At 68.6% G+C, this 25263-nt stretch carries 30 protein-coding genes; 18 read left to right on the top strand and 12 right to left on the bottom strand.

From position 1 onward, the window contains the following. The first annotated feature begins 371 nt into the window (after positions 1-371). The 3 genes from BM228_RS01315 to BM228_RS01305 are packed head-to-tail and all read left to right on the top strand — an operon-like array spanning position 372 to position 5210. Positions 372-2249, top strand: coding sequence for an extracellular solute-binding protein (locus BM228_RS01315; RefSeq protein WP_092036417.1), 1878 nt, complete (start codon positions 372-374; stop codon positions 2247-2249). Next, positions 2246-4099, top strand: a complete 1854-nt coding sequence (locus BM228_RS01310) for an extracellular solute-binding protein (RefSeq protein WP_092036415.1) — start codon at positions 2246-2248, stop codon at positions 4097-4099. The genes BM228_RS01315 and BM228_RS01310 overlap by 4 nt, the downstream gene beginning before the upstream one ends. Positions 4100-4106: 7 nt before the next feature. Beyond that, complete coding sequence (locus tag BM228_RS01305) at positions 4107-5210, top strand: microcin C ABC transporter permease YejB (protein ID WP_092036413.1); 1104 nt, start codon at positions 4107-4109, stop codon at positions 5208-5210. Between the two features lie 85 nt (positions 5211-5295). Here the strand turns inward: BM228_RS01305 and argC are convergent, their stop codons facing one another. The 3 genes from argC to BM228_RS01290 all read right to left on the bottom strand — a co-directional run bounded on the left by argC (position 5296) and on the right by BM228_RS01290 (position 8085). Then, on the bottom strand, positions 5296-6273 hold the full coding sequence (gene argC, locus BM228_RS01300) for an N-acetyl-gamma-glutamyl-phosphate reductase (RefSeq protein WP_092036411.1): 978 nt from the start codon (positions 6271-6273) through the stop codon (positions 5296-5298). Between the two features lie 320 nt (positions 6274-6593). Next, positions 6594-7205: an NIPSNAP family protein gene (locus BM228_RS01295; RefSeq protein ID WP_092036409.1), complete on the bottom strand. Its 612-nt coding sequence runs from the start codon at positions 7203-7205 to the stop codon at positions 6594-6596. Between the two features lie 67 nt (positions 7206-7272). Beyond that, the gene (locus BM228_RS01290) at positions 7273-8085 is read right to left on the bottom strand and encodes an AraC family ligand binding domain-containing protein (protein ID WP_092036407.1); all 813 of its coding nucleotides are present in this window, start codon (positions 8083-8085) and stop codon (positions 7273-7275) included. A 62-nt stretch (positions 8086-8147) separates the two neighbouring features. Between BM228_RS01290 and BM228_RS01285 the strand changes: the two genes are divergently transcribed. Continuing rightward, entirely contained in the window at positions 8148-9344 is a 1197-nt protein-coding gene (locus BM228_RS01285; RefSeq protein WP_092036405.1) for an MFS transporter, read from the top strand. 15 nt (positions 9345-9359) lie between these two features. On the opposite strand, the gene BM228_RS01280 is transcribed toward BM228_RS01285, so the two are convergent. Continuing rightward, a complete protein-coding gene (locus BM228_RS01280; RefSeq protein WP_092036403.1) occupies positions 9360-9734 on the bottom strand; it encodes an antibiotic biosynthesis monooxygenase family protein in 375 nt (124 codons plus the stop codon). Between the two features lie 19 nt (positions 9735-9753). Further along, positions 9754-10251: a MarR family winged helix-turn-helix transcriptional regulator gene (locus BM228_RS01275; protein ID WP_092036401.1), complete on the bottom strand. Its 498-nt coding sequence runs from the start codon at positions 10249-10251 to the stop codon at positions 9754-9756. Positions 10252-10490: 239 nt separating this feature from the next. Between BM228_RS01275 and BM228_RS01270 the strand changes: the two genes are divergently transcribed. After that, the gene (locus BM228_RS01270) at positions 10491-10994 is read left to right on the top strand and encodes a GNAT family N-acetyltransferase (RefSeq protein WP_092036399.1); all 504 of its coding nucleotides are present in this window, start codon (positions 10491-10493) and stop codon (positions 10992-10994) included. A gap of 162 nt (positions 10995-11156) precedes the next feature. On the opposite strand, the gene BM228_RS01265 is transcribed toward BM228_RS01270, so the two are convergent. Then, positions 11157-11879 (bottom strand): Crp/Fnr family transcriptional regulator, encoded by a 723-nt coding sequence (locus BM228_RS01265; protein WP_092036397.1) that lies wholly within the window; start codon positions 11877-11879, stop codon positions 11157-11159. Positions 11880-12504: 625 nt separating this feature from the next. Between BM228_RS01265 and BM228_RS01255 the strand changes: the two genes are divergently transcribed. After that, complete coding sequence (locus BM228_RS01255; RefSeq protein ID WP_092036393.1) at positions 12505-12726, top strand: hypothetical protein; 222 nt, start codon at positions 12505-12507, stop codon at positions 12724-12726. A gap of 257 nt (positions 12727-12983) precedes the next feature. Here the strand turns inward: BM228_RS01255 and BM228_RS01250 are convergent, their stop codons facing one another. Both BM228_RS01250 and BM228_RS01245 read right to left on the bottom strand, forming a co-directional pair. Further along, entirely contained in the window at positions 12984-14201 is a 1218-nt protein-coding gene (locus tag BM228_RS01250; RefSeq protein WP_092036391.1) for a multidrug effflux MFS transporter, read from the bottom strand. 57 nt (positions 14202-14258) lie between these two features. Beyond that, a complete protein-coding gene (locus BM228_RS01245) occupies positions 14259-15224 on the bottom strand; it encodes a c-type cytochrome (protein WP_092036390.1) in 966 nt (321 codons plus the stop codon). Positions 15225-15513: 289 nt separating this feature from the next. On the opposite strand from BM228_RS01245, the gene BM228_RS01240 reads away from it, so the two are divergent. From BM228_RS01240 to BM228_RS01225, 4 genes are all read left to right on the top strand, one after another. Continuing rightward, positions 15514-16257: a 3-deoxy-manno-octulosonate cytidylyltransferase gene (locus tag BM228_RS01240; RefSeq protein WP_092036388.1), complete on the top strand. Its 744-nt coding sequence runs from the start codon at positions 15514-15516 to the stop codon at positions 16255-16257. Positions 16258-16269: 12 nt separating this feature from the next. Then, the gene (locus tag BM228_RS01235; RefSeq protein WP_092036386.1) at positions 16270-17127 is read left to right on the top strand and encodes a prephenate dehydratase; all 858 of its coding nucleotides are present in this window, start codon (positions 16270-16272) and stop codon (positions 17125-17127) included. Between the two features lie 66 nt (positions 17128-17193). Beyond that, complete coding sequence (locus BM228_RS01230) at positions 17194-17490, top strand: BrnT family toxin (RefSeq protein WP_092036384.1); 297 nt, start codon at positions 17194-17196, stop codon at positions 17488-17490. Between the two features lie 13 nt (positions 17491-17503). After that, on the top strand, positions 17504-17773 hold the full coding sequence (locus tag BM228_RS01225) for a BrnA antitoxin family protein (protein WP_092036382.1): 270 nt from the start codon (positions 17504-17506) through the stop codon (positions 17771-17773). 6 nt (positions 17774-17779) lie between these two features. Here BM228_RS01225 and BM228_RS01220 read toward each other — a convergent pair whose 3' ends face one another. After that, the gene (locus BM228_RS01220) at positions 17780-18505 is read right to left on the bottom strand and encodes a tyrosine-protein phosphatase (protein ID WP_092036746.1); all 726 of its coding nucleotides are present in this window, start codon (positions 18503-18505) and stop codon (positions 17780-17782) included. 193 nt (positions 18506-18698) lie between these two features. Between BM228_RS01220 and BM228_RS01215 the strand changes: the two genes are divergently transcribed. Further along, a complete protein-coding gene (locus tag BM228_RS01215) occupies positions 18699-19205 on the top strand; it encodes a GNAT family N-acetyltransferase (protein ID WP_091858452.1) in 507 nt (168 codons plus the stop codon). Positions 19206-19316: 111 nt separating this feature from the next. Continuing rightward, positions 19317-19850, top strand: coding sequence for an inorganic diphosphatase (ppa, locus tag BM228_RS01210; protein ID WP_007559546.1), 534 nt, complete (start codon positions 19317-19319; stop codon positions 19848-19850). 323 nt (positions 19851-20173) lie between these two features. On the opposite strand, the gene BM228_RS01205 is transcribed toward ppa, so the two are convergent. Beyond that, positions 20174-20707, bottom strand: coding sequence for a gamma carbonic anhydrase family protein (locus BM228_RS01205; RefSeq protein ID WP_092036380.1), 534 nt, complete (start codon positions 20705-20707; stop codon positions 20174-20176). 135 nt (positions 20708-20842) lie between these two features. Here BM228_RS01205 and BM228_RS01200 point away from each other — a divergent pair, with 135 nt between their 5' ends. Beyond that, positions 20843-21121, top strand: coding sequence for a hypothetical protein (locus BM228_RS01200; protein WP_092036378.1), 279 nt, complete (start codon positions 20843-20845; stop codon positions 21119-21121). 178 nt (positions 21122-21299) lie between these two features. Further along, positions 21300-21479, top strand: coding sequence for a hypothetical protein (locus tag BM228_RS01195; RefSeq protein WP_092036376.1), 180 nt, complete (start codon positions 21300-21302; stop codon positions 21477-21479). Positions 21480-21518: 39 nt separating this feature from the next. On the opposite strand, the gene BM228_RS34445 is transcribed toward BM228_RS01195, so the two are convergent. Further along, positions 21519-21683, bottom strand: coding sequence for a hypothetical protein (locus tag BM228_RS34445; RefSeq protein ID WP_167367630.1), 165 nt, complete (start codon positions 21681-21683; stop codon positions 21519-21521). Between the two features lie 118 nt (positions 21684-21801). Continuing rightward, the gene (locus BM228_RS01185) at positions 21802-22320 is read right to left on the bottom strand and encodes an META domain-containing protein (RefSeq protein WP_092036373.1); all 519 of its coding nucleotides are present in this window, start codon (positions 22318-22320) and stop codon (positions 21802-21804) included. Between the two features lie 240 nt (positions 22321-22560). Here BM228_RS01185 and BM228_RS01180 point away from each other — a divergent pair, with 240 nt between their 5' ends. The 4 genes from BM228_RS01180 to BM228_RS01165 all read left to right on the top strand — a co-directional run bounded on the left by BM228_RS01180 (position 22561) and on the right by BM228_RS01165 (position 25216). Next, positions 22561-22884, top strand: coding sequence for a helix-turn-helix domain-containing protein (locus BM228_RS01180; RefSeq protein WP_244536981.1), 324 nt, complete (start codon positions 22561-22563; stop codon positions 22882-22884). A 156-nt stretch (positions 22885-23040) separates the two neighbouring features. Then, a complete protein-coding gene (locus BM228_RS01175) occupies positions 23041-23778 on the top strand; it encodes a PIG-L deacetylase family protein (RefSeq protein ID WP_092036371.1) in 738 nt (245 codons plus the stop codon). Next, complete coding sequence (locus tag BM228_RS01170) at positions 23775-24368, top strand: SAM-dependent methyltransferase (RefSeq protein WP_092036370.1); 594 nt, start codon at positions 23775-23777, stop codon at positions 24366-24368. Before BM228_RS01175 ends, BM228_RS01170 begins: the two co-directional genes overlap by 4 nt. Next, positions 24365-25216 (top strand): glycosyltransferase family 2 protein, encoded by an 852-nt coding sequence (locus BM228_RS01165; protein ID WP_092036368.1) that lies wholly within the window; start codon positions 24365-24367, stop codon positions 25214-25216. The genes BM228_RS01170 and BM228_RS01165 overlap by 4 nt, the downstream gene beginning before the upstream one ends. The last annotated feature ends 47 nt before the right edge of the window (positions 25217-25263 follow it).

Below are 25263 nucleotides of genomic sequence, written 5' to 3'. Positions count from 1 at the left end.
CAGGCTCAGCAGCAGGCATCTGAAACATCACGCTTTTCCCCTCCCCCTTGTGGGGAGGGGCAGGGGTGGGGGTGGTGCCGGATAAGGCGCAGCGATGCCTTCTGCACCACCCCCACCTCCAACTCCTCCCCACAAGGGGGAGGAGAGCGCGTTCCGCCTTCCGGACGACGATGTGTGAACATCGTAGCCGCGGGGGAAGAAAGGCGTGGGCATCCAGCTGGTCGAAAAGGTCCTGTGCGGCGCGTCACGCCCCAGTCGCGCACCGACCGACAAAGATGTGACCTCGACGCCCGGGCTGCACCCGGCCTAAGACCCTTCGAAAGCTCGAATTCCCGCACCGCACGGTGCGCCGATATGGAGACAGCCTGCCCGTGACTGGACGCCTCCTCGCCGCGACGCTCTTGGTCGCCTGCCTCCAGTTCGCCCCGGCCCGGGCACAGGAACCGGCCGCGATGCCGGCGGCCACTGGCCAGTGGACCCACGCCATCACGTTGATGGGCGAGCCGAAATACGGCCCCGACTTCAAGCATTTCGACTATGCCGACCCCAGCGCCCCAAAGGGCGGGTTGGTCCGGCTCGGCGCGCAGGGCGGCTTCGACAACTTCAACATCGTCGTCGCCGGCCTGAAGGGCGACCTCGAAGGCGGGGTCCAGCAGATCTACGATACGCTGATGACCGAATCCTTGGACGAGCCGTTCACCTCCTACGGCCTTCTGGCCGAGGCGGTGCGGATCGCCCCCGATCTCGGCTCGGTCTCGTACCGCCTGCGCGAGAATGCCCGCTGGCATGACGGCAAACCGATCACGCCCGAGGACGTGGTCTGGTCCTACGGCGTGCTGAAGGCGAACAGCCCGTTCTACGCCGCCTATTACCAGACGGTCGCCAAGGCCGAGGCGACCGGGCCGCACGAGGTGACCTTCACCTTCACCGAGAAGGGCAACCGCGAGCTGCCGCAGGTGATCGGCCAGCTGCGCGTGCTGCCCAAGCACTGGTGGGAGGGCAAGGACGCCAACGGCAAGCCGCGCAATCCCACCGAGACCACCCTGGAGCCGCCGCTCGGCTCCGGCCCCTACCGGCTCGCCAAGTTCGAGCCCGGCCGCAGCGTCACCTACGCCCGCGTACCGGACTATTGGGGCAAGGACCTGCCGGTGAATGCCGGGCGCAACAACTTCGACACCGAGCGCTTCGAGTACTTTCGCGATGGCACCGTGCTGGTCGAGGCGTTGAAGGGCGACCTCTACGACTTCCGGGCCGAGAACATCGCCCGCAACTGGGCCACCGCCTACGACGACTTCCCGGCCGTGAAGGAGGGCCGCCTGATCAAGGAGGCGTTCCCGGAGCGCGGCACGGGTATCATGCAGGCCTTCGCGTTCAACACCCGCCGGGACAAATTCAAGGACCCGCGGGTCCGCCGGGCCTTCAACCTGGCGATGAACTTCGAGGAGATGAACAAGGCCCTGTTCTACGGCCTCTATAAGCGCATCAACTCCTATTTCTTCGGCTCGGAACTCGCCTCCTCGGGCCTGCCGGAAGGCGAGGAGAAAGCGATTCTGGAGAGCGTGAAGGACAAGATCCCGGCCTCGGTCTTCACCACGCCCTACGCCAACCCGGTGAATGACACGCCGGAGGCCGTGCGCAAGAACCTGCGCGAGGCCGTGGGCCTGCTGCGTGAAGCCGGCTACGAATTACGCGGCGGCAAGATGGTCGACAAGGCCACGGGTGCGCCTCTGACCGTCGAGTTCCTGGAATTCCAGAACGCGTTCGAGCGGGTGATCCTGCCCTTCTCGGCGCAGCTCAAGCTCATCGGCATCGACGCCACCCTGCGGGTGATCGATGCGGCCCAATATCAGAACCGGGTCCGCGACTTCGATTTCGATATCATCGGCAACGCCTGGGGCGAGTCACTGTCGCCCGGCAACGAGCAGCGCGAGTTCTGGGGCTCGGCCGCGGCCGACAAGCCGGGTTCGCGCAACCTGATCGGGATCAAGGATCCCGGCATCGACGCGCTGATCGAGAAGGTGATCTACGCCCCCGACCGGGCCGGCCTGGTCGCCGCCACCCGGGCGCTGGACCGGGTGCTTCTGGCGCACGATTACGTCGTGCCGCAATGGTCGGCCAGCGAGCAGCGGACCCTGCGCTGGAACCGGTTCAGCCATCCGGGGATCCTGCCGCGCTATGCCGGGTCCGGCTTCCCGACGACCTGGTGGTACGACGAGAAACTGGCCGCCAAGACCGGAGCCCCGCGTTGAGCCGCCGCCCCTGGCGGCCGAGCCGGCGCGGCCTCGTGCTGGGCGCCGGCGCCCTCGCTGCCCTGCGCCCCGCCTGGGCCGCCGCGGAGGAACGCCACGGCCTGTCGAGCTTCGGCGAGCTGAAATACGGCCCCGGCTTCGAGCATTTCGACTACGTGAACCCGATCGCCCCGAAGGGTGGCCGGTTCTCGACACAGCTCGTCAGCACGATCGGCAACCAGGCGCTCAACACCTTCAACACGCTCAACATCTACGTTCTGCGCGGCGACGGCGCGGCCGGGCTGGACCAGACCTTCGACAGCCTGATGGTCCGGGCGCTGGACGAGCCGGATTCAGTCTACGGGCTGGTGGCGCGCGCCGTGACGGTGAGCCCCGACGGCCTGACCTACACCTTCGCGCTGCGCCCGCAGGCCCGATTCCACGACGGTTCGCGGCTGACCGCCCGGGACGCCGCCTTCAGCCTCAAGCTCCTGCGCGACAAGGGCCACCCCTCCATCGCCGAGGTGATCCGGCCGATGACCGACGCCCGGGCCGAGGGCGACGACACCCTCGTCGTGACCTTCGCGGAGGGCCGCGCCCGGGACCTGCCGCTGTTCGTGGCGCAGTTGCCGATCTTTTCCGCTGCCTATTACGGGGCCCGCGACTTCGAGGCGTCGAGCCTCGAGGCGCCTTTGGGATCGGGTCCCTACCAAGTCGGCGCCGTCGATCCCGGCCGCTCCATCGGGCTCGACCGGGTCCCGGATTACTGGGCGGCCGACCTCGCCGTGACGGCCGGGCAGAACAATTTCGACGCGATCCGCTACGAATATTTCCGTGATCGCACCGTGGCCTTCGAAGCGTTCAAGAGCGGCGCCTTCACGTTCCGCGAGGAATTCACCGCCCGGGTCTGGGCCACCGGCTACGACTTCCCCGCCGCCACCGAGGGCCGCGTGATCCGCCAGACCGTGCCGGATGCGCGGCCCAGCGGCACCCAGGGCTGGTGGATCAATACCCGCCGCGAGCCGTTCCGCGATCCGCGCATCCGCGAGGCGATCGGCCTGTGCTTCGACTTCGAATGGTCGAACCGCAACCTGATGTACGGCGCCTACACGCGCACCGCCTCATTCTTCGAGAATTCCGACCTCAAGGCCACCGGCAAGCCCTCGGCCGAGGAACTGGCCCTCCTGGAGCCGTTCAAGGACCTGCCCCCGGAGGTGTACGCCGAGGCCTGGATGCCCCCGGTCTCGGACGGGTCCGGCCAGGACCGGGCGCTGCTCAAGCGCGCCGACGCGCTGCTGCGGGAGGCGGGCTGCACCCGCCAGGGCGGGGGCCTCGTGCTGCCGGGCGGCAAGCCCCTGGCCATCGAATTCCTGGACGACGATCCGGTCTTCCAGGCGATCACCCAGCCGTTCATCCGCAATCTCGGCCTGCTCGGGATCAAGGCGACCAACCGCACCGTCGATCCGTCGCAGTACCAGGCCCGGGTCAACGATTTCGACTTCGACGTCACCTCCCGGCGCTTCTCCGGCGGCGTGACGCCGGGCACGGAGCTGCGTGAGCTCTACGGCTCCCGCTCAGCCGCCACCAAGGGCTCCAACAACCTTTCGGGCGTCGCCGATCCGGCCATCGACGCGCTGCTCACGGCCATCGCGGATGCCAAGTCCCGGGCCGCGCTGACTACGGCGTGCCGGGCCCTCGACCGGCTGCTGCGGGCCCAGCGCCTGTGGGTGCCGATGTGGTATTCCGGCGCGCACCGCCTCGCCCTGTGGGATATCTACGGCCGCCCGGCGAACCCGCCCAAATACGATCTCGGCGCCCCCGGCACCTGGTGGTACGAGGCCGACAAGGCCAAGCGGATCGGGCGGGACTAGGACGATCATGCTCGGCTACATCCTGCGCCGCATCGGCCTGATGATCCCGACCCTGTTCGGGATCATGCTGATCACCTTCACCATCGTGCAATTCGCCCCCGGCGGCCCGGTGGAGCGGGTGCTGTCGCAGATGAAGGGCCAGGGCGACGGCGCCCTGTCGCGGGTGACCGGCGGCGGCGGCGATCTCGGCGGAGGCAGTCGATCAGCAGGCGGCGGCGAGAGCAATTCCCGCTACCGCGGCGCGCAGGGATTGAGCCCGGACTTCATCGCCAAGCTGGAGAAGCAGTTCGGCTTCGACAAGCCGGCCCCCGAGCGCTTCGCCAAGATGCTCTGGGACTACGCGCGGTTCGATTTCGGCCGCAGCTATTTTCGCGATGTCACCGTGATCCAGCTGATCAAGGAGCGCCTGCCGGTCTCGATCTCGCTCGGCCTGTGGATGACGCTCCTGTCCTACGCGATCTCGATCCCGCTCGGCATCCGCAAGGCCGTCAAGGATGGCGAGCGGTTCGACCGCTGGACCTCCTTCGTGGTGATCATCGGTTACGCGATCCCGGGCTTCATGTTCGGGCTGATGCTGATCATCCTGTTCGCCGGCGGCTCGTTCTACCAGTGGTTCCCGCTGCGCGGCCTGACCAGCGAGGGCTGGGAGAGTTTCTCCGCCTGGCACAAGCTCACCGACTATGCCTGGCACATGGCGCTGCCGCTCACCGCCCTGGTGATCGGCGCCTTCGCCACCTCGACCCTGCTCACCAAGAATTCCTTCCTCGACGAGATCCGCAAGCAATACGTCCTGACCGCCCGGATGAAGGGCCTGTCCGAGCGGCGCGTGCTCTACGGCCACGTCTTCCGCAACGCGATGCTGATCGTGATCGCCGGCTTCCCCGGCGCCTTCATCTCGGCCTTCTTCACCGGCTCGCTGCTGATCGAGACGATCTTTTCCCTCGACGGCCTCGGCGAATTATCGTTCCGCTCGATCGTCGGCCGCGACTATCCGGTGGTGTTCGCGACCCTCTACATCTTCTCCCTGCTCGGGCTGGCGGTGAACCTGCTCTCGGACCTGATCTACGTCTGGATCGACCCGCGGATCGATTTTTCCGCGCGCGCGACGTGAGGGGCCGATCGGGCGACATCGGATGCCGGCCGGTTCCAATCTGAAGTGGTGTGGTATTGAATAGCTGCCGGCAAGACCGCCTTCGTCACGGCCATACGGGTACGCCGTCCAGCCCCGCGGTTTCCGGCAGGCCGCAGATCAGGTTCGCATTCTGAACCGCCTGCCCGGCCGCGCCCTTGCCGAGATTGTCGACCACGCCCATCGCAATCACCAGGTTGCGCTCCGGATCAGCCGCATAGCTGACGAATGCGAGATTCGAGCCGGTCGCCCATTTGGTCTGCGGCGGCTTTTCGGTCACGCGGACGAAGGCCCGCCCGGCGTAGAAGCGCCGGGCCGCAGCCAGGCACTGGTCCGTGGTGGCGCGGCCGCGGCAGTAGACGGTAACGAGGACGCCGCGGGTCATCGGGACCAGATGCGGCGTGAACACCAGCCCGGCCGCGCTGCCGCCGCTCAGCCGCTCGATCGTCGTGGCGATCTCGGGCATGTGGACGTGCTTGAGCAGACCGTAGGGCACCAAGTTCTCGTTGTTCTCGGCATAGCCGAACCGGCTGTCGGCGCCGCCTCGGCCGGCACCGGAGATGCCGGTCTTGGCGTCGATCACGATGTTGCCGGGCTCGATCAGCTTGTCGGCCAGCAGCGGCGCCAGCGCGGTCAGCGTCGCCGCAGGGAAGCAGCCGGGATTGGCAACGCGGCCCTGCCCCGCGATCTCAGTGGGCCAGACGTCGGCCAGGCCGTAGGTCCATCCCGCGACGTAGCGGTGGTCGCCGCCGATATCGACGATCTTCACGTCCTTGGGGACGCGCGCCAGCGCCTCGGCCGAAGTGCCCGTGGGCAGCGACGCGAACAGCACGTCGAGCTTCGGCAGGGCCTCCGGGTCCCACTTCTCGATCACCAGCTCGGCGAGCTTGGCCGGCACGCCGGGGTAGCGATCCGCCAACCGGCTACCGGCACTGCCCTCGCCCGCGGCGTAGACCAGCTCGAAGGACGGGTGGCTCGCGATCAGGCGCATCGCCTCGCCGCCGCCAAATCCGCTGATGCCGACGATGCCGACGCGTAGGCTCATGGTGGTATCCTTCCGGGGTTCGGGCAAAAGAAAACCCCCGGAGCCGAGGGCTGCGGGGGTTCAGGAATGCGGGCCGGGGCCGTTCCAGGGGTGGGACCTACAGGGAGGCCGTCACCACGCGGAAGGACGCAGAACGACGCGCAGCCCCGAGAGCCGCCGCTTGGGTGCAACGGCGTCGGTCACGAAGGGTCTCGTTCCTGGTCATGTTCTGAAACACTGTCGCCACCCACTTTCATCGTCAAGCGGAATGTCTGCTGACCACCCGGTCGGACCTTCAGGACGGGTCTCAAGCCCCGGATCTAACCTACGAGACCTACCACTCATGATAGCGGCGAGCCCGGGTCCGGCAGGGCGATAGTCGAGGTGGCCTCGAGGATCTGGTCGGGGCCGCCCTTCGGGGGCCACGCGCCGGAGGCATAGGCGTCCGCGCGTCGCGTCGCGCGCTCCTCCAGGCTGGCGAAGGCCCAGATGTGCGTGATCCGGGGAGCCCCATCGAGGGCGTACATATTGGTCATGAGATGCGCGGTGTAGGGCTTGGCCGGCTCGATCGCCGCCTCCCAGGCCGCCAGCGTCGGCGCGAGGCCCCCAGGCCTGAGCCGATAGGTCCGGAACTCGTACACGCCGCCGCGCGGGCCAGTCCGCACCGGCGGCAGGAACGGGAACGGCGCGTAACTGTCCATGGTCAGAGCCGTGAGGCGATCGCCCGCGTGGAACGGCGCGGGGTTCATCAGGGCGCGCCGCCGCTCCGCATTCATCGCTTCGGGAGCCTCGAAGCCGCGCAGAAGTACGACCCGGCCCAGCGTGCCGATCTCGGTGCGCCAGCAGCCGAGCAGCGTCCCGGTCTCCGTCTCGGCGGTCCAGGCTCGCGCCCGCTCGGAGACTTGGCCGACCGCTAGCAACGGGCAGGACAGCGTAGCGAGTTCGTAGAGCATGGCCGGGCGCCTCCGTTCGCTTGCGTCGCCCGGCTGAAGCTAGATCACCGCGATCTCGGGGCGAGGGTCACACGGGACCTACAGTGCTTCCCCCACTGCCCAGCACCCGCGCCACCGTGCTCCGCAAAGCCTGCGCGCTCCGGTAGCCCACCGCCGCCGCGACAGCGCCCGCCGGGCGTCCCTCGGCGGTGAGGGCCAGCGCGCGGATCACCCGGGCTCGCGCGCGCCAGTCGCCGAAGCTGAGGCCGGTCTCGGTGCGGAAGCGCCGGGTCAGCGTGCGCCGGCTCGCCCCGGCGCGGTCGGCCCAGGCGTCGAGGTCGTCCGCGGCGGCCGGATCCGCGATCAGGCCGAGGCAGACCCGGCGCAGGCGGGCATCCCGCGGCAGCGGCAGTGTGAGCGGCGTCTCGGGGGCGCGGCCGATCTCGTCGAGCACCAGGGCGGCGAGGTGGCCGCCGCGGCCGGCCTCGTCGTACAGAACCGGCTCCGCGCCCAGCGCCGCGAGCGCTGCGGCCAGGAGCGGCGAGACCAGGATCACCCGGCAGCGATCCGGGAAGGCCGACACCGCGGCCGGCTCGAGATAGGCCGAGCACATCGCCACCGCGCCATGGGTCGCCACGGCATGCGGCAGGCGCGGCGGGATCCACAGGGCATGGCCCTCCGGCACAACCCAGGTGCCGTCCTCGGCCGAGGCCATCATCAGGCCCTCCGTGGCGTAGAGGAGTTGCGCGCGCGGGTGGAAATGCCGGTCCAGCCGCATCCCGGCCGGATAGGTCTTGGGCATCACCGCGACCGCGCGGGGCACGTCCTGATAGTCGGCGGCGTCGGTGGAGCGTCGGGCGCATTCCGGACCACCCAGCAAAAATGGCCCGTTCGCATCCATATCCGGCCCGACACCTCCATCGGGCCAGGGTATCAGGGGGCGATCCCGGAGGATATGCCGCGATGGATTCGGAAACCCTGTCCCGCCGCACGCTGCGCTTCGTCAACGTCGCGCATGCCCTCGACCACTTCGTGCTGCTGATCTACCCGACCGCGGTCATCGCCATCGCGGCCCAGACCGGGCTCGGCTACGGCGAGTTGATCGGGCTCGCCACCGGCGCCTTCGTCGCCTTCGGCCTGTGCTCGCTGCCGATGGGCTGGCTGGCGGATCGGTTCGGCCGGCGCACCATGCTGGCGGTGTTCTTCTTCGGCTACGGCCTGTCCTGCCTCGGGGTGGCGAGCGCCACGACGCCGCTGAGCTTCTCGCTCTGGCTGTGCGTGCTCGGCCTCGCCTCGGCGATCTACCACCCGGTCGGCTCGACCATGCTGGTGACCCATGCCCGCCGGCTCGGGCGCGACCTCGGCGTCAACGGCGTCTGGGGCAATCTCGGCGCCGCCTCGGCCTCGGGGGTGACCGCGCTGCTGGCCGCCACCGCCGGCTGGCGGGCGGCCTTCGTGGTGCCGGGCCTCGTCTGCCTCACCTGCGGCGCCGCCTTCCTGGCGCTGGTCCCGAACGACGGCGAAGCCGGCGGCAAGAAGGCCGGGGGGGCGGCCGCAATCGCGGTGAGCCGGCCCTTCGCGCTGATGGCCCTCTACGCTCTGGCGATCTTCGCCGGCGGCGTCACCTTCAACCTGACCACGATCAGCCTGCCGAAGGTGATCGACGAGGGCGTCGGCCAAGCGCTGCCGCTGGCGCTGATCGGCTCGCTCGCCACCGTGGTCTTCCTGTTCGGGGCTCTGATGCAGCTCGCCATGGGCCGGCTGATCGACCGGTTCAGCCTGCCGTCCCTGTTCGTGACGCTCTCGGTGCTGCAGCCGCTAGGACTCGGCCTCGCAGCCTTTTCTACCGGCCTGCCGCTGCTCGCCGGGCTGATGCTGGCCATGACGGCGATCTACGGGCAGGTGGTGATCAACGATGCGATGATCGCCCGCTACGTGCCGCCGGCCTATCGAGCCCGGGCTTACAGCGTGCGCTACTTCGTCGGCTTCACCGCCAGCGGCTTCGTGGTCCCGGCGATCGCGGTGCTGCATGACCGCGGCGGCTTCGCGTTGGTGCTCGGCATCGCGGCGACCTGTGGCGCGGTGATCTGGCTCTCGGCGCTCGGGTTCCTGAAGCTGACGCAGGGCGGGCCGCGCGCCGCCCTGGCAGCGGCGGAGTAGGAGGCCGGCCCGGCTTCAGGCGACGCAGATGCCCGGGACTGCGATCGGCCGGAACAGATGCGGGCTGGCCGTCGCGCTCTGCGGGTAATCGGCGAGTCGGGCCTGAAATTCCGGGTTCGAAAACGCCGCCCGGAACTGCGCGACCGACTCCCAGACGGCGTAGTTCAGGAATGCACCGCTGCCGGCGATGCCGCGATGCAGCTGGGTCGAGATGAAGCCCGGCTGGCGCTTCATGATCGCGGCGTCGGCGCTCCAAGCGGTCAGCAGGCGCTCGGCATCCTCGGGCGGCACGACGAACGTGTTGACGAGGACCACCGGCCCACCGGCATCCTCATTCTTGAGCTGGTCGGCTAGCGTGACGGTGCGGTCCATCTCGATAAAATTCGGCATGTCAGCAAGTCTCCTTCGATCATTGCGCGGTGGGGGCTGAGGCGGCGGGATTGTCGAGGCGACGCTGCAACAGGCGCAGGAGATCACGGGCAGCCTCGATATTCTCGGGCGGGAGGCCGGCGGCCAGGGCTTCAGCCCAGGATCTCTGACGTTGGCTCGCAGCCTGATAGGCGGCCTCGCCGAGGTCGGTCATGCTGATCAGCATAGCGCGCCGATGGTGCGGATTCGGATCGAGGCGGACGAGACCGTCTGCGCGCATGTCGTCGACCGAGCGCTGAACCGCCTGGCGGGTCAGACCCATGTTGCGGGCGATGTGCGCCACCGGGAGCGGGACCGATGCGAATGCGATGGCGCCCAGCACCTGCCAGCGGGCACTGGTCAAGCCTAGATCCGCAACCAAAGCGTCGCCGGAGGCGAGCAGGGCGCCGTTGAGCCGGAAAACGTCGATGACGAGGTCCGTCAGCGTATCCCGGCGCCGAACAGCCGGCTTGGCGGTAAAGGACTCCGCTTGTGTCATTCTCGGGATCATAAACGTTCGCAACGTGCTGTCAAATTGACAGCACGTTGTCACTTTGGCTGAAGTGAGAAGGTCTTGTGGGCCGGCATGAAGCCACACGCCTTCAGCTGTCCGCATCGAATCTCCACCCGTTGTGGATTGAGGGGGATCCCGCACCACCGTGTCGATCCCGCGCGGCGCCGTTTGCCGCCCCGGGCGGGCGCTGCTACGCGGCGGCGGTTCCGAGTTGCGAGCAAGCCGTGACCACACTCTCCCTCGTCATCCGGCCCGAGCGGCCGGAGGACGCTCCTGCGATCGAGCGGCTTCAGGCCCGGGCCTTCGGTCCCGGACGGTTCGCGCGCACCGCCTACCGGCTGCGCGAGGGTGCGATCGAGCGGTGGGATCTCGGCGTCACCGCCTCGGTCGGCAGCTTTCTGGTGGGCTCGGTGCGAATGGGGCCGGTGCGGACCGGGGCCGTGCGTTTCGTCATGCTCGGCCCGCTGGCCGTGGATCCGAGCTTCGCGGGCCGCGGCATCGGCGGCACCCTGACCCGCGCGGCGATCGAGGCCGCCCGGCAGGCGGGCGAAGGTCTAGTGATCCTTGTGGGCGACGCGCCCTATTACAGCCGCTTCGGCTTCAGCCCGATCCCGCCGGGCCGCCTGACCCTGCCGGGACCGGTGGACCCAACTAGGCTCCTATGGCTGGAACTGACGAGCGGCTTCTGCGCGGGCGTGTCGGGTTTGGTCGAGGCGGTGCGAACCTGAACTCTCGCGCCCCACGCGACTCCCATAAGTCATGGTTTCAAAAGGGCGAGCCCTTTTGCGGGTCCAGGGCGGAGCCCTGGTGGCGTCAAGGTTTCTCGGGGGCACGGCCCCCCCCAAAGGGCTGAGCCCTTCGGAATCCCGGGCTTCGTCGCCGTTCTAAACCTACGGTTCGACGCGTCCTTCGATCAGGCGCGCGTACTCGGTCTCCGCCGTGCCGTAGCCGTCCCCGGCATAGTCGAGGAGCCCGTCACGATCGGTGACTTCGACGCTGCCGCGGCGCTTCCGCACGAAGCCGTCCTTCTCCAGCGTCCGCAGGGCCGCCGTCACGCCCGGACGCTCGACGCCCAGCATGAACGACATGAAATCCTGCGTGACCGTGATCTGGTCGCCGTCGATCCGGTCGTGGCACATCAGCAACCACCGGGCGAGGCGGGTCGCCGTGTTGCCCCGCGCGTTGGCGAAGGCCGTCTGGGCCGTCTGGACGAACTGCGCCTGGATGAAGCGATGCAGCAGCCGGCGCAGGGCCGGGCGCCGCGCCACCTCGGCCCGCAGCACCGCCACGTTGAGGCTCAGCATGTGCCCGGCCATCTGCACGAAGTGGGTATGCGGGCTGCGGTCGTCGTCGAGCAGGATCGGGGCGGCGCCGACCAGACCCTCCCGGCCGATCAGACCGATTTCGACCCGGCCGCTGGGCTCATCGTTGGTGATCGAGACGAAGCCCACCTCCGGAAAGTAGACCGCCTCGATCGTCGTATGAGAGGAGATCAGCACGTGCCGCAGGCGCATCTCCTGGAGATGCAGCGCCGGCTGCAACGCCGCGAAATCCTCCGGGAGAAGCATCCGGAGGAGGCGGTTGCGCACGTCCGATTGGTGGGGGGCCGCCATGTTGCTCGTGTGCTGGGGCAAGAGCACACAATGTCCCTCAATCACCAGCGCCCGAATCATGGCCGGCGATGACTTTGAAATGGTATGCCTCGCAAAAATCACAAGTGCTGTATGAATTTTATTGTAGTTTTGCCAAAATTTGATAGAAATTCTGCTCGATTTTATTATGAAACCAATGCATGTTTAGTTTCTGACCATTCATCTCGAACGAGGATTGTCCGCTTGCGCCTTCAAAATCTCCTGCACGCAGGCGAAGACGGCCCGTCGATCCTCGGGGCTCCGGATTGCCAGCCACATCTGGAGGAGTTGCGCCGTATGACCCGTGGACGGCCCGTCGGACGTCTCAAAGAACAGGGTGGTCGAACAGCCGAGCGCCGCCGCCAGGGCATCGAGTTTTCCGAAGGTCCGGGCGCTCGGCATCGTACCCAGGGGGTCAGGAGTCTTCATATCCATTGCGGCATCTCGACCAATAAATCGCGCCGTAGCGGCGATGAGAGCACCTTATCACTGTCAAGTCGCTTGCAAAACGGTAATAAAAATACAATGATTCAAATGAAAGAGACCAGAATGTAAAATTCTTACCTTTCAGAACTCGACGCCAAACACCTTACGAGTTGGACATGCAATGAATCGGGCTTCTGATCTGGATGCCATCGCAGATGCGTGTATTGCGGCTCACGCCGTCATCGATGATCACGGCACTCCTCAGATGAAGATGCTGATCCGGGTCCTGTTGCACGTCGTCGCCCGGGAGATCGCGCAGGATTTGTCGCTGTCGCAGGCCCAGAACAATCCATTGCGCGATGCTCTGGGGTCGCTAGCAAAACAGCGCGACGACCGGGGTTGATCCCCATGCAATCCCATCGCCAGTCCGCCGATGAGCGGCGTTTTCCTCGCGGTGCAGCGCGGGTCCTAAGCAGTCTCATGGCGGCAGGCCAACGCTTCGCCTACTAAAAATCTTCAGGGATCGCAGGTTTTCGACGCGAGACCGTGCGCTACTTTTGCGCGACCTGTAACATCGTGAAAGCCGCCGCAACCGAGCGCCCGAGTTCGGCCCGGACACCGTGCCGCGGACACGTTGTCCGCACCGCCACGGGGCTCAACTCACGCGCGACGCAGCGCCAATGCGGCAATGAGGCCCGCCGTGAGCAGCGCCAGCGCCACAGGCGTCGCCGACGTCGCCGGCCAGGCCGAGGCCGCAACGGTGAACAGAGCCCCAAAGGTCATCTGCGTGAAGCCGTAGAGGCTGGAGGCCGAGCCCGCCGCGTGCGGATCGACGTTCATCAGCCCGGCCACCGCGTTGGGGCTGAGCAGGCCGACCCCGACCGCGTAGGCGAAGAGCGGCACGATCAGGCTGACGACGCCGAGCATCCCTGTCCGGTCGATCAGCAGCAGGGTCAGCGCCGACACGATGCAGAGCAGGTTGCCGCTGCGTGCCGCCTTGCGGATCGGCACCCGCGCCGCGAGCCGGCTCGCCAGCACGGCGCCGCCGACCATGCCGAACACCACGATCAGGCAATCGAACCCGACCTCCTGCGACGAGCGCCCGAGCCGGTCCACCAGCAGGAACGGCGCCACCGCCAGGAAGGCGTAGAGGCTGGTGCCGCCGCAGGCCCCCGCCACCAGGTAGGCGCGGAATACCGGGATCTTCACGAGCCGCAGGTAGCCCGCCAGGATCGCCACGAAACCGGGCAGCGCCACCTTATGCTTATTCGTCTCCGGCAGCGTGAACACCACCAGGGCGCCGAGCAGAGCCACGATCCCGGCCAGCACAACGAACACGGCGCGCCAGCCGAACGCCTCGTTCACCACCCCGCCGATCGCCGGGGCCAGAGCCGGCGTAAGGGTCATGGCGGTGGTCAGGATCGCGAGCTTCTTGGCCGCGTCCTCGCGGGTCGAGACGTCCCGCACCATCGCCCGGCCGATCACCAGGGAGCCACAGGCCCCGAGCGATTGCAGCACCCGCGCCACCAGCAGGGTGCCGATGTTCTGAGCCGGGATCGCCAGCAGCAGCCCGGCCAGGTAGAGGCCCAGCCCGCCGATCAGGATCGGCCGCCGCCCGAACCGGTCCGAGAGCGGACCGTACAGGAGCTGACCGCCCGCGAGCCCGATCAGGTAGACCGTGATGGTGAGCTGCGCGGCGGCCGTCGTGGTGCCGAGGTCGGCGGCGGCGGTGGCGAGCGCGGGCACGAAGATGTGCAGCGCCACCGTGCCGGTCATGGTCACGGCAACGAGCAACGGCAGGGGCGCTCGGCGCCCCGCCGGGTCGGGACTTCGATCGGGCAAGGGGAGTCCTTCGCGGTGTCTGACCCGGCCTGACATCGGGTCGCGGACGCCTAAAGGCAAAGGCCGGGCCTGAGCCCGGCCTGTTCGCCGCCGCTACTCCTTCGGCGTCGGTAGCGGCGCGTTGAGGTCCTTGGTCGGGCCATCGACTTCGAGGTTCTTGGCGCGGTCCACCGCCTCGGGATTGGCCTGAGCCGGGGGCTCCTTGGCGGCCGGGGAGGACGGCGCGGTCGGCTCGGCCGGGATCAGGCTCGACGGCGTGCCCTGCTGATCGCCGTCATGGGCATTGGCCGGCGGGGCCGGGGCGTTGCGGTCGCTCGATTCGCTCGGCGCGCGGGGGCTGCCGGCGGACTTCTCCTCGACGGGCTTGGCCGTGTTGACGTCGGCGGGCTTGGCGGGGCTGTCCTTGCCTTCGGAGGCCTTGCCGGCAGCCGGCTTGTCGGCAGACGGCTTTTCAGGGGCGGGCGCAGGCTTGTCCTCGGGCTTGGCGGCGGCGGGGGCCGCCTCCGGCTTCGCCTCGGTCTTCTCGACCACCGGCAGCGGCTTGGGGCTGTCGGCGTTCTTGTTCAGGTAGGCAATAACGTTGGCCCGCTCCTGCGGCGAGGCAATGCCGGCGAACGCCATCTTGGTGCCCGGGGCATAGCCCTTCGGGCTGGTCAGGAACGCATCCAGGTCGTCATAGGTCCAGGTACCGCCCTTCCCCTTCAGGGCCGCCGAGTACTCGAAGCCGGCATGACCGCCTTTCGGGCGCTCGACCACGCCGTACAGGTCCGGGCCGACCTTGTTCGGGCCACCCTTCTCGAAATTGTGGCAGGCCCGGCAGGCCTTGGTGCCGGCCTCGCCCTTCTCGGCATTGGCGCTGGCGAGCCGGACGGCGATCGGCTCGACCTTGGCCTCCGGAGTCGCGGCGGCGGCCTGCGGCTCCGGCTCGGGCAAGTCGTAGCCGGCTTTTCCGGCAGGTCTGGGATGGTAGATCAGTTCGGCGACGAAACCCGATCCGGCCGCGAACAACAGGGCGCCAAGCACGGCACCGAGCACTTTGTTCACCTCGAATGAGTTCATGCTCTTCTCTCGATCTGCCCATGCCGTCACGGGCAGGCACGCCGGGACACAGGACCTTGGAAGATTTCAAGGGTGCTTAGCCGTTCCGGCACGATCTTGACAATGGTGGTTGGGGGATCCGTGCCGTCGCGGGACAAAACCCCCGTGCCAAAACGCCGAGCTTGTCACCCGGCGGCATCATTTTGCCGGATCGCGAGAGGGAGGCTCACTTCGGCGCGAGGGACGACAACCGAGAACAGGCCTGTTAAGCAGCCGCGCTCCGCTGCGAGCCCCTGATCCCCGATCTTTCATGTCCGATCCCCTCGTCCTGATTCCGGCCCGCCTCGCCGCGACGCGCCTGCCGAACAAGCCGCTGGCTGAGATCGCCGGCGAGGCGATGATCGTCCATGTCTGGCGCCGGGCCATGGAGGCCGGGATCGGCCCTGTGGTGGTGGCCACCGACACGGCCGAGATCGCCCAAGTCGTCGAGGCCGCCGGCGGCATCGCGGTGATGACCCGGGCCGATCACCCATCCGGCTCGGACCGTCTCGCCGAGGCGCTGGAGACCATCGATCCGGAGGGACGCCACGACGTGGTGGTCAACGTGCAGGGCGACCTGCCGACCATCGACCCGGCGATCATCGGCGCCTCGATCGGCCCGCTCTCCGATCGGACCGTGGACATCGTCACGCTCTGCGCGCCGATCACCGATGCGCACGAGGCGGACAACCCCAACGTGGTCAAGCTGGTCGGCCATCAGGTCGGCCCGGGCCGCCTGCGGGCGCTCTACTTCACCCGCGCCCGCGCCCCCTGGGGCGAGGGTCCGCTGTGGCACCATATCGGGCTCTACGCCTATCGCCGCACGGCGCTGACTCGCTTCGTCGCCCTGCCTCCCGGGGAGCTGGAGACCCGGGAGAAGCTGGAGCAGCTGCGCGCGCTGGAGGCCGGTATGCGCATCAATGCCGTCATCGTCGACGACCTGCCGCTGGGCGTCGACACCCCCGCCGACCTGGAGCGCGCCCGCGCCCTGCTCCAAACCCGCCGCCTGAACTGAACCGCATTCCCGATGACCGACCGCACCATCTCGTACCAGGGTGAGCCCGGGGCCAACTCGCACATCATCTGCGCCGAGGCATTCCCGGACTGGACGCCCCTGCCGTGCCCGACCTTCGAGGACGCGTTCGCGGCGGTCACGGAGGGCCGGGCGCAGCGGGCGATGATCCCGATCGAGAACTCGATCGCCGGCCGGGTGGCCGACATCCACCACCTGATCCCGACCTCGCCGCTGCACATCGTGGCCGAGCACTTCCTGCCGATCCATTTTCAGCTGATGGTCCTGCCGGGCACCGCATTGGAGACCGTGCGGACCGTGCACAGCCACGTCCACGCGCTGGGCCAGTGCCGGCGGATCGTCCGCCGGCTGGGCCTGAAGGCCGTGGTCGCTGGCGACACCGCGGGTGCCGCCCGCGAGGTCGCGGAGATCGGCGACCCGAGCCGGGCCGCTCTGGCGCCGGCGCTGGCCGCCGAGGTCTACGGCCTCGACATTCTGGAGCGCGACGTCGAGGACGAGGCGCACAACACCACCCGCTTCGTGGTGTTCTCCCCCGACCCCGAACCCGTGGCGGCCGAGACCGGCCCGTGCGTGACCAGCTTCGTCTTCCGCGTGCGCAACATCCCGGCCGCCCTCTACAAGGCGCTCGGCGGCTTCGCGACCAACGGCGTCAACATGTCCAAGCTCGAGAGCTACATGATGGACGGCGAGTTCACGGCCACGCAGTTCTACGCGGAGGTGGACGGCCACCCGGAGGATCCGGGCCTCGCCCGGGCGCTGGACGAGCTCGCCTATTTTTCACGCGAGTTCAGGGTGGTCGGCACCTACCCGGCGCACCCCTTCCGCGAGGCGGCAAGGCCGGCGGCGGAGTAGCGGGCTTCGCAGTTCAGGCCTGTTATCGCAGCTTGCGGTAACAACAATCCGTAACTACGCTTCGCCATGGGCTTTCAATGGGATCCCGAGAAGGATGCAGCCAATCAGGCCAAGCATCTCATCGGATTCCGACAGGCTGCCGAGATCTTCCGCGGCTTCCGGCTGACGCGCGAAGAACTGCGACGCGACTACGGCGAACGCCGGTTCATCAGCCTGGGCCTGTACGACGTAGCGGTGTTGCGGGTGGTGTACGTTCAGCGTGACGGCGACATCCGCATCATTTCGGCATGGAAGGCGAGCCGCCATGACAGGAAAGTCTACGCCGAAGCGCGTTCGAGAGCGGGCAGCGACCGTCCGGTATGAAGGCTTTGCCGACATGCCTGCGGCGGACCCGTTGAGCCCGGCATTCAAGGCCCTGGACGATGCCGAGATCGAGCGACGCGCCGCTGCAGATCCCGATGCCGGCCTGATCCCGCCGGGTTTCTGGAACGAGGCCTTGCCGGCGTCCGTCGAGACGAAGGAACAGATCACGCTGCGCCTCGACGCGGACGTGCTGCGACATTTCCGGAGCGCCGGAAAGGGTTATCAGTCGCGGATCAACGCGGTGCTCAAGAGCTACGTGAGAGCGCAGGAAAAGCGGCGGTAGCGAAAATCATTCCCGCCGCAGCACTCGGTCCACAGCAAGATCCGACCAGAACCCCGGCCTGAAATCCCGTTTGAGCGCCTCCGGGTCATAGATGGTCTCGACCCAGGTCAGGAAATCGACGCCCCTGGCCTCGCCTTCCACGAGATAGCGCGCGAAGAACGCATCGAGGATGCCGGTCTTGGCGAAGCGGAGATGGCCGTAGCGGGCCGAGAGCTGGCGGGCGGCCTCGGCCACCGGGCGGTTCTCGTGCAGGATCAGATAGAGGGCCGAGGCGAGGCCGGCCCGATCGGCGCCCGACTTGCAGTGCATCACCGCCGGGTACTGGATGCCGGCGAAAAAGTCCTTGGCGGCCAAGAGGGTGGCGCGGTCGGGGGCCTCGCGTGAGCGCAGGACGAACTCGACCAGGGTGAGCCCGTGGCGCTCGCACGCCTCCCGCTGCAGCGGCCAGGAGCCGTGCTCGCGCCCGCCGCGCAGAGAGATGATCGTGCGCACGCCCTCGGCGCGGAAGCGCGCGAGTTGGTGCGGCCCGGGCTGGGCCGAGCGCCAGAGCCGGCCCGATCCGACCCGGTGGCGGTTGAGATAGGCCAGCCGGAACACGCCGTGATCGATCAACAGCATGTTCGCCCAGGCCTTCAGCCGGTCGCCGGGGCCGGCGATCGGCCGCTCGAAGCGGGCGATCCGGGCCATGCGGCGCGCGTAGCGCGTCTCGGGCTTGAGGAAGCGGTTGAACACGATGAGGCTGCCGCGGAATCGGGAGCCGGCTCTAACAGCCGCCCGGAAGGCCGGCAATTCACCCTCATCGTCGTAGGCAATGGGCAAGTCTCGAAAAACGGCGTCGATCTTGCCTTCACTCTGCCCGGATCGGGATCGAACCTGGGCGGGCCGCGCGGGTTATCCGACGGTCGACGGGGGAAGGCCGAAACCCATGAGCACGCGCACCACGAGCATCCGCCGGGCTCGCGAGGCCGATCTCGGCAGCCTGTCGACGGTGTTCGATGCCTCGTGGCGCGAGGCCTATCGCGGCATCATCCCCGGCGTGGCCCTGGAGCGGCTGATCGCCGGACGCGACCGCGCCTGGTGGCGCAGCGCCCTGCGTCGCGGCCGGCCGATCGCCCTGGTGGAAACCGGCGAGCGGGTGGTCGGCTACGCCGCCTACGGGCGCACCCGCAGCCGGGCGCTCGGCACCGAGGCGGAGATCGACGAACTCTATCTGCTCCCGGAATACCAGGGCGTCGGCCTCGGACGCCGCCTGTTCAAGGCAGTCCGCAACGATCTCGCCGATCACGGCCTGACCCGGCTCGGCGTCTGGAGCCTGGAGGACAACGCCCGGGCCGGGGCCTTCTACGAGGGGCTGGGCGGCCAGGCCGGACCGCGGGTGCTGGACCGGGTGGCGGGGGTCGCGCTGCCCAAGGTCGGATACCTGTTCAGCTAACGTTTCTTGGGACTCGTCGCCGTCCTCGCGCCGATACTGATTTGCATCGTGGAGCCGGGCATCTAAGAGGTCGGGGAAGCGGCGCAAGCCGCATCCCGGAAGCGATACGCCATGAACATCGACGCCATCCCGCTCGGCAAGAAGCCCCCGCACGACGTCAACGTCATCATCGAGGTGCCGCTGGGCGGCGAGCCGATCAAGTACGAGATGGACAAGGAATCGGGCGCGCTGGTCGTCGACCGGTTCCTCTATACGCCAATGTTCTACCCCGGGAACTACGGCTTCATCCCGCACACCCTGTCGGGTGACGGCGATCCCTGCGACGTGCTGGTGGCCAACACCCGCGCGGTGCTGCCCGGCGCGATCATCAGCGCGCGGCCGGTCGGCGTGATGGTGATGCAGGACGAGGGCGGCGAGGATGAGAAGGTCATCGCAGTGCCCTCCCGCCACCTGACCAAGCGCTACGACCGGGTCGAGAACTACACCGACCTGCCCGACATCACGATCCAGCAGATCCAGCACTTCTTCGAGCACTACAAGGATCTGGAGCCCGGCAAGTGGGTCAAGTTCGTCCGCTGGGGCGACAAGGAAGAGGCCCACCGGCTGATCGAGGAAGCGATCGAGCGGGCGAAGGCCAAGAAGTAGTTTTTTAGACGGCAGGCAGACCTCGACTTACCCTCCCGCCTTTGCGGGCTTCTGCTTACGCAGGCGCTGCGGCAGGCCGCGAGGCGCCCCCTCTCCCGTGCGGGAGAGGGCTGGGGTGAGGGGCGGGAACTTTCCGGAGAGGTCGCATCCCTCACCCTGTCCCTCTCCTGCACGGGAGAGGGGACCTGCGCCTCCTGTGCCAGCGACAGATCACGGCTCTGACCGAAACCTGTGTGGCCCGTAGCCCCTCTGAGGGGGGAGGGGAAAACGGCGTGTTTCAGGCTCTGACCGCTGAACGCGATGGGTAAGCTGGCTACCTGCGTTCACCCATCGATGCGGCGCAAGCCGGCTCTGTAGCGACGGGCGTTCTCGACGTAGCGCTGGGCCGCTTGGCGCAGGCCCTCCACCGCCTCGGCGTCGAGGGTGCGCACGGCTTTGGCCGGAGCACCGACGATCAGGCTGTGATCCGGAAAGTCCTTGCCCTCGGTGACCAGGGCGTTGGCCCCGATCAGGCAGCCCCGGCCGATCCTGGCGCCGTTGAGCACCGTCGCGCCCATGCCGACGAGACTGCCGTCGCCGATCGTGCAGCCATGGACGATGGCGCCGTGGCCCACCGTGACATCCGCGCCGATCACCAGCGGGAAGCCGGGATCGACATGCATGATCACGCCCTCCTGCACGTTGGTGCGGTCGCCGATGCGGATCGGCTCGTTGTCGCCGCGGAGCGCCGCACCGAACCAGATGCCGACATCGAGGCCGAGATGGATGCGGCCGATCACTTGGGCGTCCGGGGCGATCCATACCCGGTCGGGATCGGCAAGCTGCGGCACGTGTTCGTCGAGGGCGTAGAGCGGCATGGCTGGCTTCCGTCCCGAGGCTGAGATCCGCCGGCGTCGAGGCCGACGATGGGCATCGCCTGTCGCCGGAATGGCACAGGCCCGGCTCACCTGCCAATGCTAGGCTGAACCCCCAATCGGACGCGAGGTGCAAGCGTGAAACGGATCACGGCATCGATCGGCCTCGCGGGCCTGCTGCTGGCGCAAACCGCCTCGGCGGCGGATTGGAACGAGCGCACACGGGCCGGCGGCTTTCGGGCGACCTGCGAGGACCTCGCCACCTTGTGCTTCGCGGATGCCTGTGGGGGCGATCAGATCGAAGCGGCCGAGACGTGCCGGGCGCGCTGCCCGAGCGCCGTAATCCTCGACGTGCTTCCGGCCACCTGCCGCATCCCGGATGCCCGGCCCGGGCCGGTGCTTCGGCGGCGTGGTTGAGATCTCGAAATGATCCGGTCGGACCCCAAGGGTGGCCGGATAAATCTATGTGAGAAAAAATCTCGATCCTGCGGCAACAAAACGCGGCACGCAGCATTGAACCTGCTCCAACGGCTCAACAGCAAGCACGTCAACACGGACCGTTGCTCGCACAGGCGCGAGACCGGAAACCATGATTATGATCAAAGACGATCTGAACCCGCCCCGTGTGGGCTTGAACGCGCATCCTATTCTTTACGGGGTCGCCGCCGGTCTGGCGGCGTTGTTCCCGCCGGTGATGTCGCATGCCCAGGCCGCGACCAATCAGGAGTCGGCGCCTGACGCGGACGAGGAGAAGGAATCGCGCGACGGGGAGTGATCCGGTCTGCGTCGCGCGGCGCTGTCCGTCACCCGATCCTCAGACGGCCAGCCGTGCAATCAGCAACAGTGTAGCCACGGCCGGCACGGCGGCGGCGAGCCAGAGCGCGGGCGCATGAAACGCGGGCGGCGCGGTGAAGCGCAGGGGCCGCGATACGCCGGGGCGCAGCGTCTCCTCGCGTCCGAAACCGATCCCGATCGCCATGCGCGCCTCCTCGATGCCCGAGGAGAAAAGGCCGGCGGCTCTCAAGAGCGTCTGAATCGGCCGGCGGGTTCGCGCGGCGTGGTGAACCCGTCGTTAAGGCGGCCGGCGTCGCGGGGGCTCAGAGCGCCCGGTCGAACTTCAGCTCGCCGTTCGGGCTCTTCAGCACCAGCTGAGAGCCGACGAGATCCCACACCGCCGCCGTGCGGAGAGCGACGAAGAAGGCCTGCTCAGTGGCCGCGAGGCCCTTGTCGCAGCTCTTCTTGGTCAGCGCGAGCGGGCCGACCGCGAGGTGCTGGTCCTTCAGCGGGAAGGCGGTGGCCGCGAAGGTGTTGCAGCCGCCATAGCCGCGGGCGCGGTACTGCTTGTCGATGATGAAGCTCGGCCGGTCGCCGCCGGTGAACGGCTTGCCGTTGAGGCTCACCGCCGTCCAGGTCGAGTCGAGCGGGAAGATCTTTTCGCTCGCCTTCGTGCCGGGCACGTATTGCGGCTTCTTCTCGTCCTCGCCGCCGGGGCGGCGGTTGCCGCGGCCGAAGCCGGTGGGCGCGCCGCCGCCCATCTGGGCCTGGGCCTGGGTCGCTGCGGTCAGGTCCACGGCCATCACGGCACAAGCCAAGGTGGCGATCAGCACCGCTCTCATCGTTTCAGCCCCTCAAACGCGCGCGCACGGCGCTCGGCTTATCGTCCATCGAGGGCGCCGCGCCAACGGCGCATGCCGGCCCAACGCCCGTGATTCGCGCGTCGAGGCCGCCCCGAACCCATACGCCCCCGCGGATGCGATGGAAATTCAGCACAATTATGGTCGCGTCGCATCGCGCGCACGCCGGAAACGATCCGCGGCGGATATCGTTGTCGGTCACAGCACGGGATGGAGGACGACGTGGCAGGATCTGACGAAGGCGGACAGGCCGGGGCGAGCGCGCCCGCGATGAGCCCGGCGCAGTCGCGGGCGGCACGGGGTCTGCTCGGATGGTCCGAGGCGGACCTCGCCGCCAAGGTCGGCCTCGACGAGCGGTTCGTGCGCGACTTCGAGAGCGGCTACGGCGACCCGCCGAGCGGGCAGATCGAGGCCCTGCGCAGCGCCCTGTGCGCGGCAGGCGCGGTGTTCGACGACGCGCCGAATCCCGGCGTCCATCTGGCCGCCCGGGCCAATGCCGACGAGGGCGTTCGGCTCGGCGCGCTCACCACCGAGAACGATCGCTAGGGAAAAGCCGGGGCTCGGCGTCGCTCATGACGCGTTCAGCCGCCGAAGCCGATAGCTGGGCGGCTCGATCCGCCCGCCGTCCCAGGAGCGATCCGTGACCCTTCTCCTCGACAGCCCGATCCGCACCGGTGTGCAAGCCGCGGCAGGGGCACGCTGATGCGGGCCGACGCCTTCCTGGCGGCCGCCGACGCGCTTCCGGTGGCGGGGCTCGACACCCTGGTCGAGCGGGGCGGTCTCGTCGTGGTCGCGCCCCATCCCGATGACGAGAGCCTGGGCTGCGGCGGCCTGATCGCGGCGGCGCGCGCCGCCGGACGGGATGTGCGCCTCGTGGTGGCGAGCGATGGCTGCGGCTCGCACACCCATTCCGAGCTCTATCCGCCAGACAAGCTGCGCGCCCTGCGTGAGGCGGAGACGCTCCGGGCGGTGGCGATCCTTGGCCTCGCACCAGAAGCCGTCACCTTCCTGCGCCTGCCCGACGCCCATGTGCCGGGCGCCGGCCCGGAAGCCGAGGCGGCCGCCCACGCCGTGGCGCAGGCTGCGACCGCCTGCGCGGCCGGCGCGGTGTTCGTGACCTGGCGGCACGATCCCCATTGCGACCACAAGGCGTCGGCCGCCATCGTCGGGCTGGCCCGGCCGCTGATGCCGGGCGTGGCCATCTACGAATACCCGGTCTGGGGCTGGACGCTGCCGCCGGAGACCGAGGTCGGACCGACACCGCAGGGCTTCCGCCTGGATGTCTCGGCCTATCGGACAACCAAGGCCCGGGCGGTGGCGGCGCATGAATCGCAGACCACCGACCTGATCTCGGACGATCCCACGGGTTTTCGCCTGGAGCCGGCTATGATCGACCGGCTCAGCGGACCCTACGAACGCTTCGTCGCGGTGACCGCATGAGCCGGGCGACGGAGACTCTCCCGGTGGATTACTTCGCCGGCATCTATGCCAGCGATCCGGACCCCTGGAAGTTCGCGACCTCTTCCTACGAACGCGACAAGTACGCGGCGACGCTGGCCTGCCTGCCGCGGGCGCGCTATCGCGCTGCCTTCGAGCCGGCCTGCGCGATCGGGGTCTTCACCCGCGCCCTGTCAGAGCGCTGCGACCGCCTCCTGGCGAGCGATCTGGTTCCGACCGCCGTCGAGGCTGCCCGGGCCCGCTGTGCCGACCGGCCCACCGTCGAGATCCGCCAGGGCGCCGTGCCGGCGGATTGGCCGGAGGGGCGGTTCGACTTGATCGTGCTCTCCGAGTTCCTGTATTTCCTCGCCCCGCCCGACCTTACCGAACTGGTCCGACGCGTCGGCGGCGCCATCGAGCCGGGCGGCGACATGGTGCTGGTCCACTGGATCGGCGAGACCGACTATCCGCAATCGGGCGACGAGGCCGCCGAGAGCTTCATCGCACAGGCGGCGCCGTTCGCGCGCCTGCTCCACCAGGACCGGACCGACAAGTACCGCCTCGACGTGCTGCGGGCCGGAGAATCCCTGTGAGCACCACGGTCATCACCCTCAACAAGGGCCGCGGCGCGCATCTGGCGCGCCTGCTCGAAGGCCTCGGGCGCGGCACGCCCCCCGAGGCCTGCATCGTCGTCGAGATCGGCGGCGACGACGCCCCTCTGCCGGACCTGCCGTTCCCGGTCGAACGGGTCCCATTCCCGCGGGACGGCCTGCCGCTCGCCGCCGCGCGCAATGCCGGGCGCCGGGCAGCCCGGACCGACACGCTGGTCTTCCTCGATGTCGATTGCATCCCGTCCCGCGGACTGGTCGCCGGCCTGTCCCGGGCGGTGGCCGAGCATGACGCCCTGATCTGCTGCGAGATCGGCTACCTGCCGGCCGGCGCGGTCACGGATGGCTGGGAGGAGGCCGAACTCGATCGGCTCGGCCATCCGCACCCGGTGCGCGCCTTCCCGCCCGCCGGCATCGTGGCGCCCGCGCCGCAACCCGGACTGTTCTGGTCCCTGGCCTTCGCGGTGCGGGCCGCGACCTACGACCGGATCGGCGGCTTCGACGAGTCGTTTTCCGGCTACGGCGCGGAGGATACCGACCTGGCGTTCCGGGCGGACAGGGCTGGCGTGCCGATCCTGTTCCTCGGCGGCCCGCGGGCCTATCATCAGCACCATGCGAGCTACGACCCGCCGCTTCAGCATTTTCGCGACATCGTCGCCAACGCCGCCCGCTTCCACGCCCGCCACGGCTTCTGGCCGATGGACGGCTGGCTCGACGGGTTCGCCCGTCTCGGCCTGATCGCGGCCGACCGGTCGAACGGGATCACGGTACACCGCGACCCAACCCCGGCCGAGATGGCGGCAGCGCGCCTGCCGGATGCGCGGCCGTTCTGAACGGAGTGCGTCGCGGCCAGTGACCTCAGCCGCGACGCACTCCCTCT

The organism is Methylobacterium pseudosasicola, from assembly GCF_900114535.1.
GTDB classification, from domain to species: Bacteria; Pseudomonadota; Alphaproteobacteria; order Rhizobiales; family Beijerinckiaceae; genus Methylobacterium; species Methylobacterium pseudosasicola.
The sequence above is the reverse complement of the archived record's forward strand: the minus strand, read 5'-3'. Positions and strand labels throughout refer to the sequence as shown.

What these genes read in the sequence shown, in the direction of transcription:
- BM228_RS01305 (WP_092036413.1), top strand. Translation starts at nt 4,107, where the DNA reads ATGCTCGGCTACATCCTGCGCCGCATCGGCCTGATGATCCCGACCCTG.
- argC (WP_092036411.1), bottom strand. Translation starts at nt 6,273, where the DNA reads ATGAGCCTACGCGTCGGCATCGTCGGCATCAGCGGATTTGGCGGCGGC.
- BM228_RS01295 (WP_092036409.1), bottom strand. Translation starts at nt 7,205, where the DNA reads ATGCTCTACGAACTCGCTACGCTGTCCTGCCCGTTGCTAGCGGTCGGC.
- BM228_RS01290 (WP_092036407.1), bottom strand. Translation starts at nt 8,085, where the DNA reads ATGGATGCGAACGGGCCATTTTTGCTGGGTGGTCCGGAATGCGCCCGA.
- BM228_RS01285 (WP_092036405.1), top strand. Translation starts at nt 8,148, where the DNA reads ATGGATTCGGAAACCCTGTCCCGCCGCACGCTGCGCTTCGTCAACGTC.
- BM228_RS01280 (WP_092036403.1), bottom strand. Translation starts at nt 9,734, where the DNA reads ATGCCGAATTTTATCGAGATGGACCGCACCGTCACGCTAGCCGACCAG.
- BM228_RS01275 (WP_092036401.1), bottom strand. Translation starts at nt 10,251, where the DNA reads ATGACACAAGCGGAGTCCTTTACCGCCAAGCCGGCTGTTCGGCGCCGG.
- BM228_RS01265 (WP_092036397.1), bottom strand. Translation starts at nt 11,879, where the DNA reads ATGGCGGCCCCCCACCAATCGGACGTGCGCAACCGCCTCCTCCGGATG.
- BM228_RS01255 (WP_092036393.1), top strand. Translation starts at nt 12,505, where the DNA reads ATGAATCGGGCTTCTGATCTGGATGCCATCGCAGATGCGTGTATTGCG.
- BM228_RS01250 (WP_092036391.1), bottom strand. Translation starts at nt 14,201, where the DNA reads ATGTCAGGCCGGGTCAGACACCGCGAAGGACTCCCCTTGCCCGATCGA.
- BM228_RS01245 (WP_092036390.1), bottom strand. Translation starts at nt 15,224, where the DNA reads ATGAACTCATTCGAGGTGAACAAAGTGCTCGGTGCCGTGCTTGGCGCC.
- BM228_RS01240 (WP_092036388.1), top strand. Translation starts at nt 15,514, where the DNA reads ATGTCCGATCCCCTCGTCCTGATTCCGGCCCGCCTCGCCGCGACGCGC.
- BM228_RS01235 (WP_092036386.1), top strand. Translation starts at nt 16,270, where the DNA reads ATGACCGACCGCACCATCTCGTACCAGGGTGAGCCCGGGGCCAACTCG.
- BM228_RS01230 (WP_092036384.1), top strand. Translation starts at nt 17,194, where the DNA reads ATGGGCTTTCAATGGGATCCCGAGAAGGATGCAGCCAATCAGGCCAAG.
- BM228_RS01225 (WP_092036382.1), top strand. Translation starts at nt 17,504, where the DNA reads ATGCCTGCGGCGGACCCGTTGAGCCCGGCATTCAAGGCCCTGGACGAT.
- BM228_RS01215 (WP_091858452.1), top strand. Translation starts at nt 18,699, where the DNA reads ATGAGCACGCGCACCACGAGCATCCGCCGGGCTCGCGAGGCCGATCTC.
- ppa (WP_007559546.1), top strand. Translation starts at nt 19,317, where the DNA reads ATGAACATCGACGCCATCCCGCTCGGCAAGAAGCCCCCGCACGACGTC.
- BM228_RS01205 (WP_092036380.1), bottom strand. Translation starts at nt 20,707, where the DNA reads ATGCCGCTCTACGCCCTCGACGAACACGTGCCGCAGCTTGCCGATCCC.
- BM228_RS01195 (WP_092036376.1), top strand. Translation starts at nt 21,300, where the DNA reads ATGATCAAAGACGATCTGAACCCGCCCCGTGTGGGCTTGAACGCGCAT.
- BM228_RS34445 (WP_167367630.1), bottom strand. Translation starts at nt 21,683, where the DNA reads ATGGCGATCGGGATCGGTTTCGGACGCGAGGAGACGCTGCGCCCCGGC.
- BM228_RS01185 (WP_092036373.1), bottom strand. Translation starts at nt 22,320, where the DNA reads ATGAGAGCGGTGCTGATCGCCACCTTGGCTTGTGCCGTGATGGCCGTG.
- BM228_RS01175 (WP_092036371.1), top strand. Translation starts at nt 23,041, where the DNA reads ATGCGGGCCGACGCCTTCCTGGCGGCCGCCGACGCGCTTCCGGTGGCG.
- BM228_RS01170 (WP_092036370.1), top strand. Translation starts at nt 23,775, where the DNA reads ATGAGCCGGGCGACGGAGACTCTCCCGGTGGATTACTTCGCCGGCATC.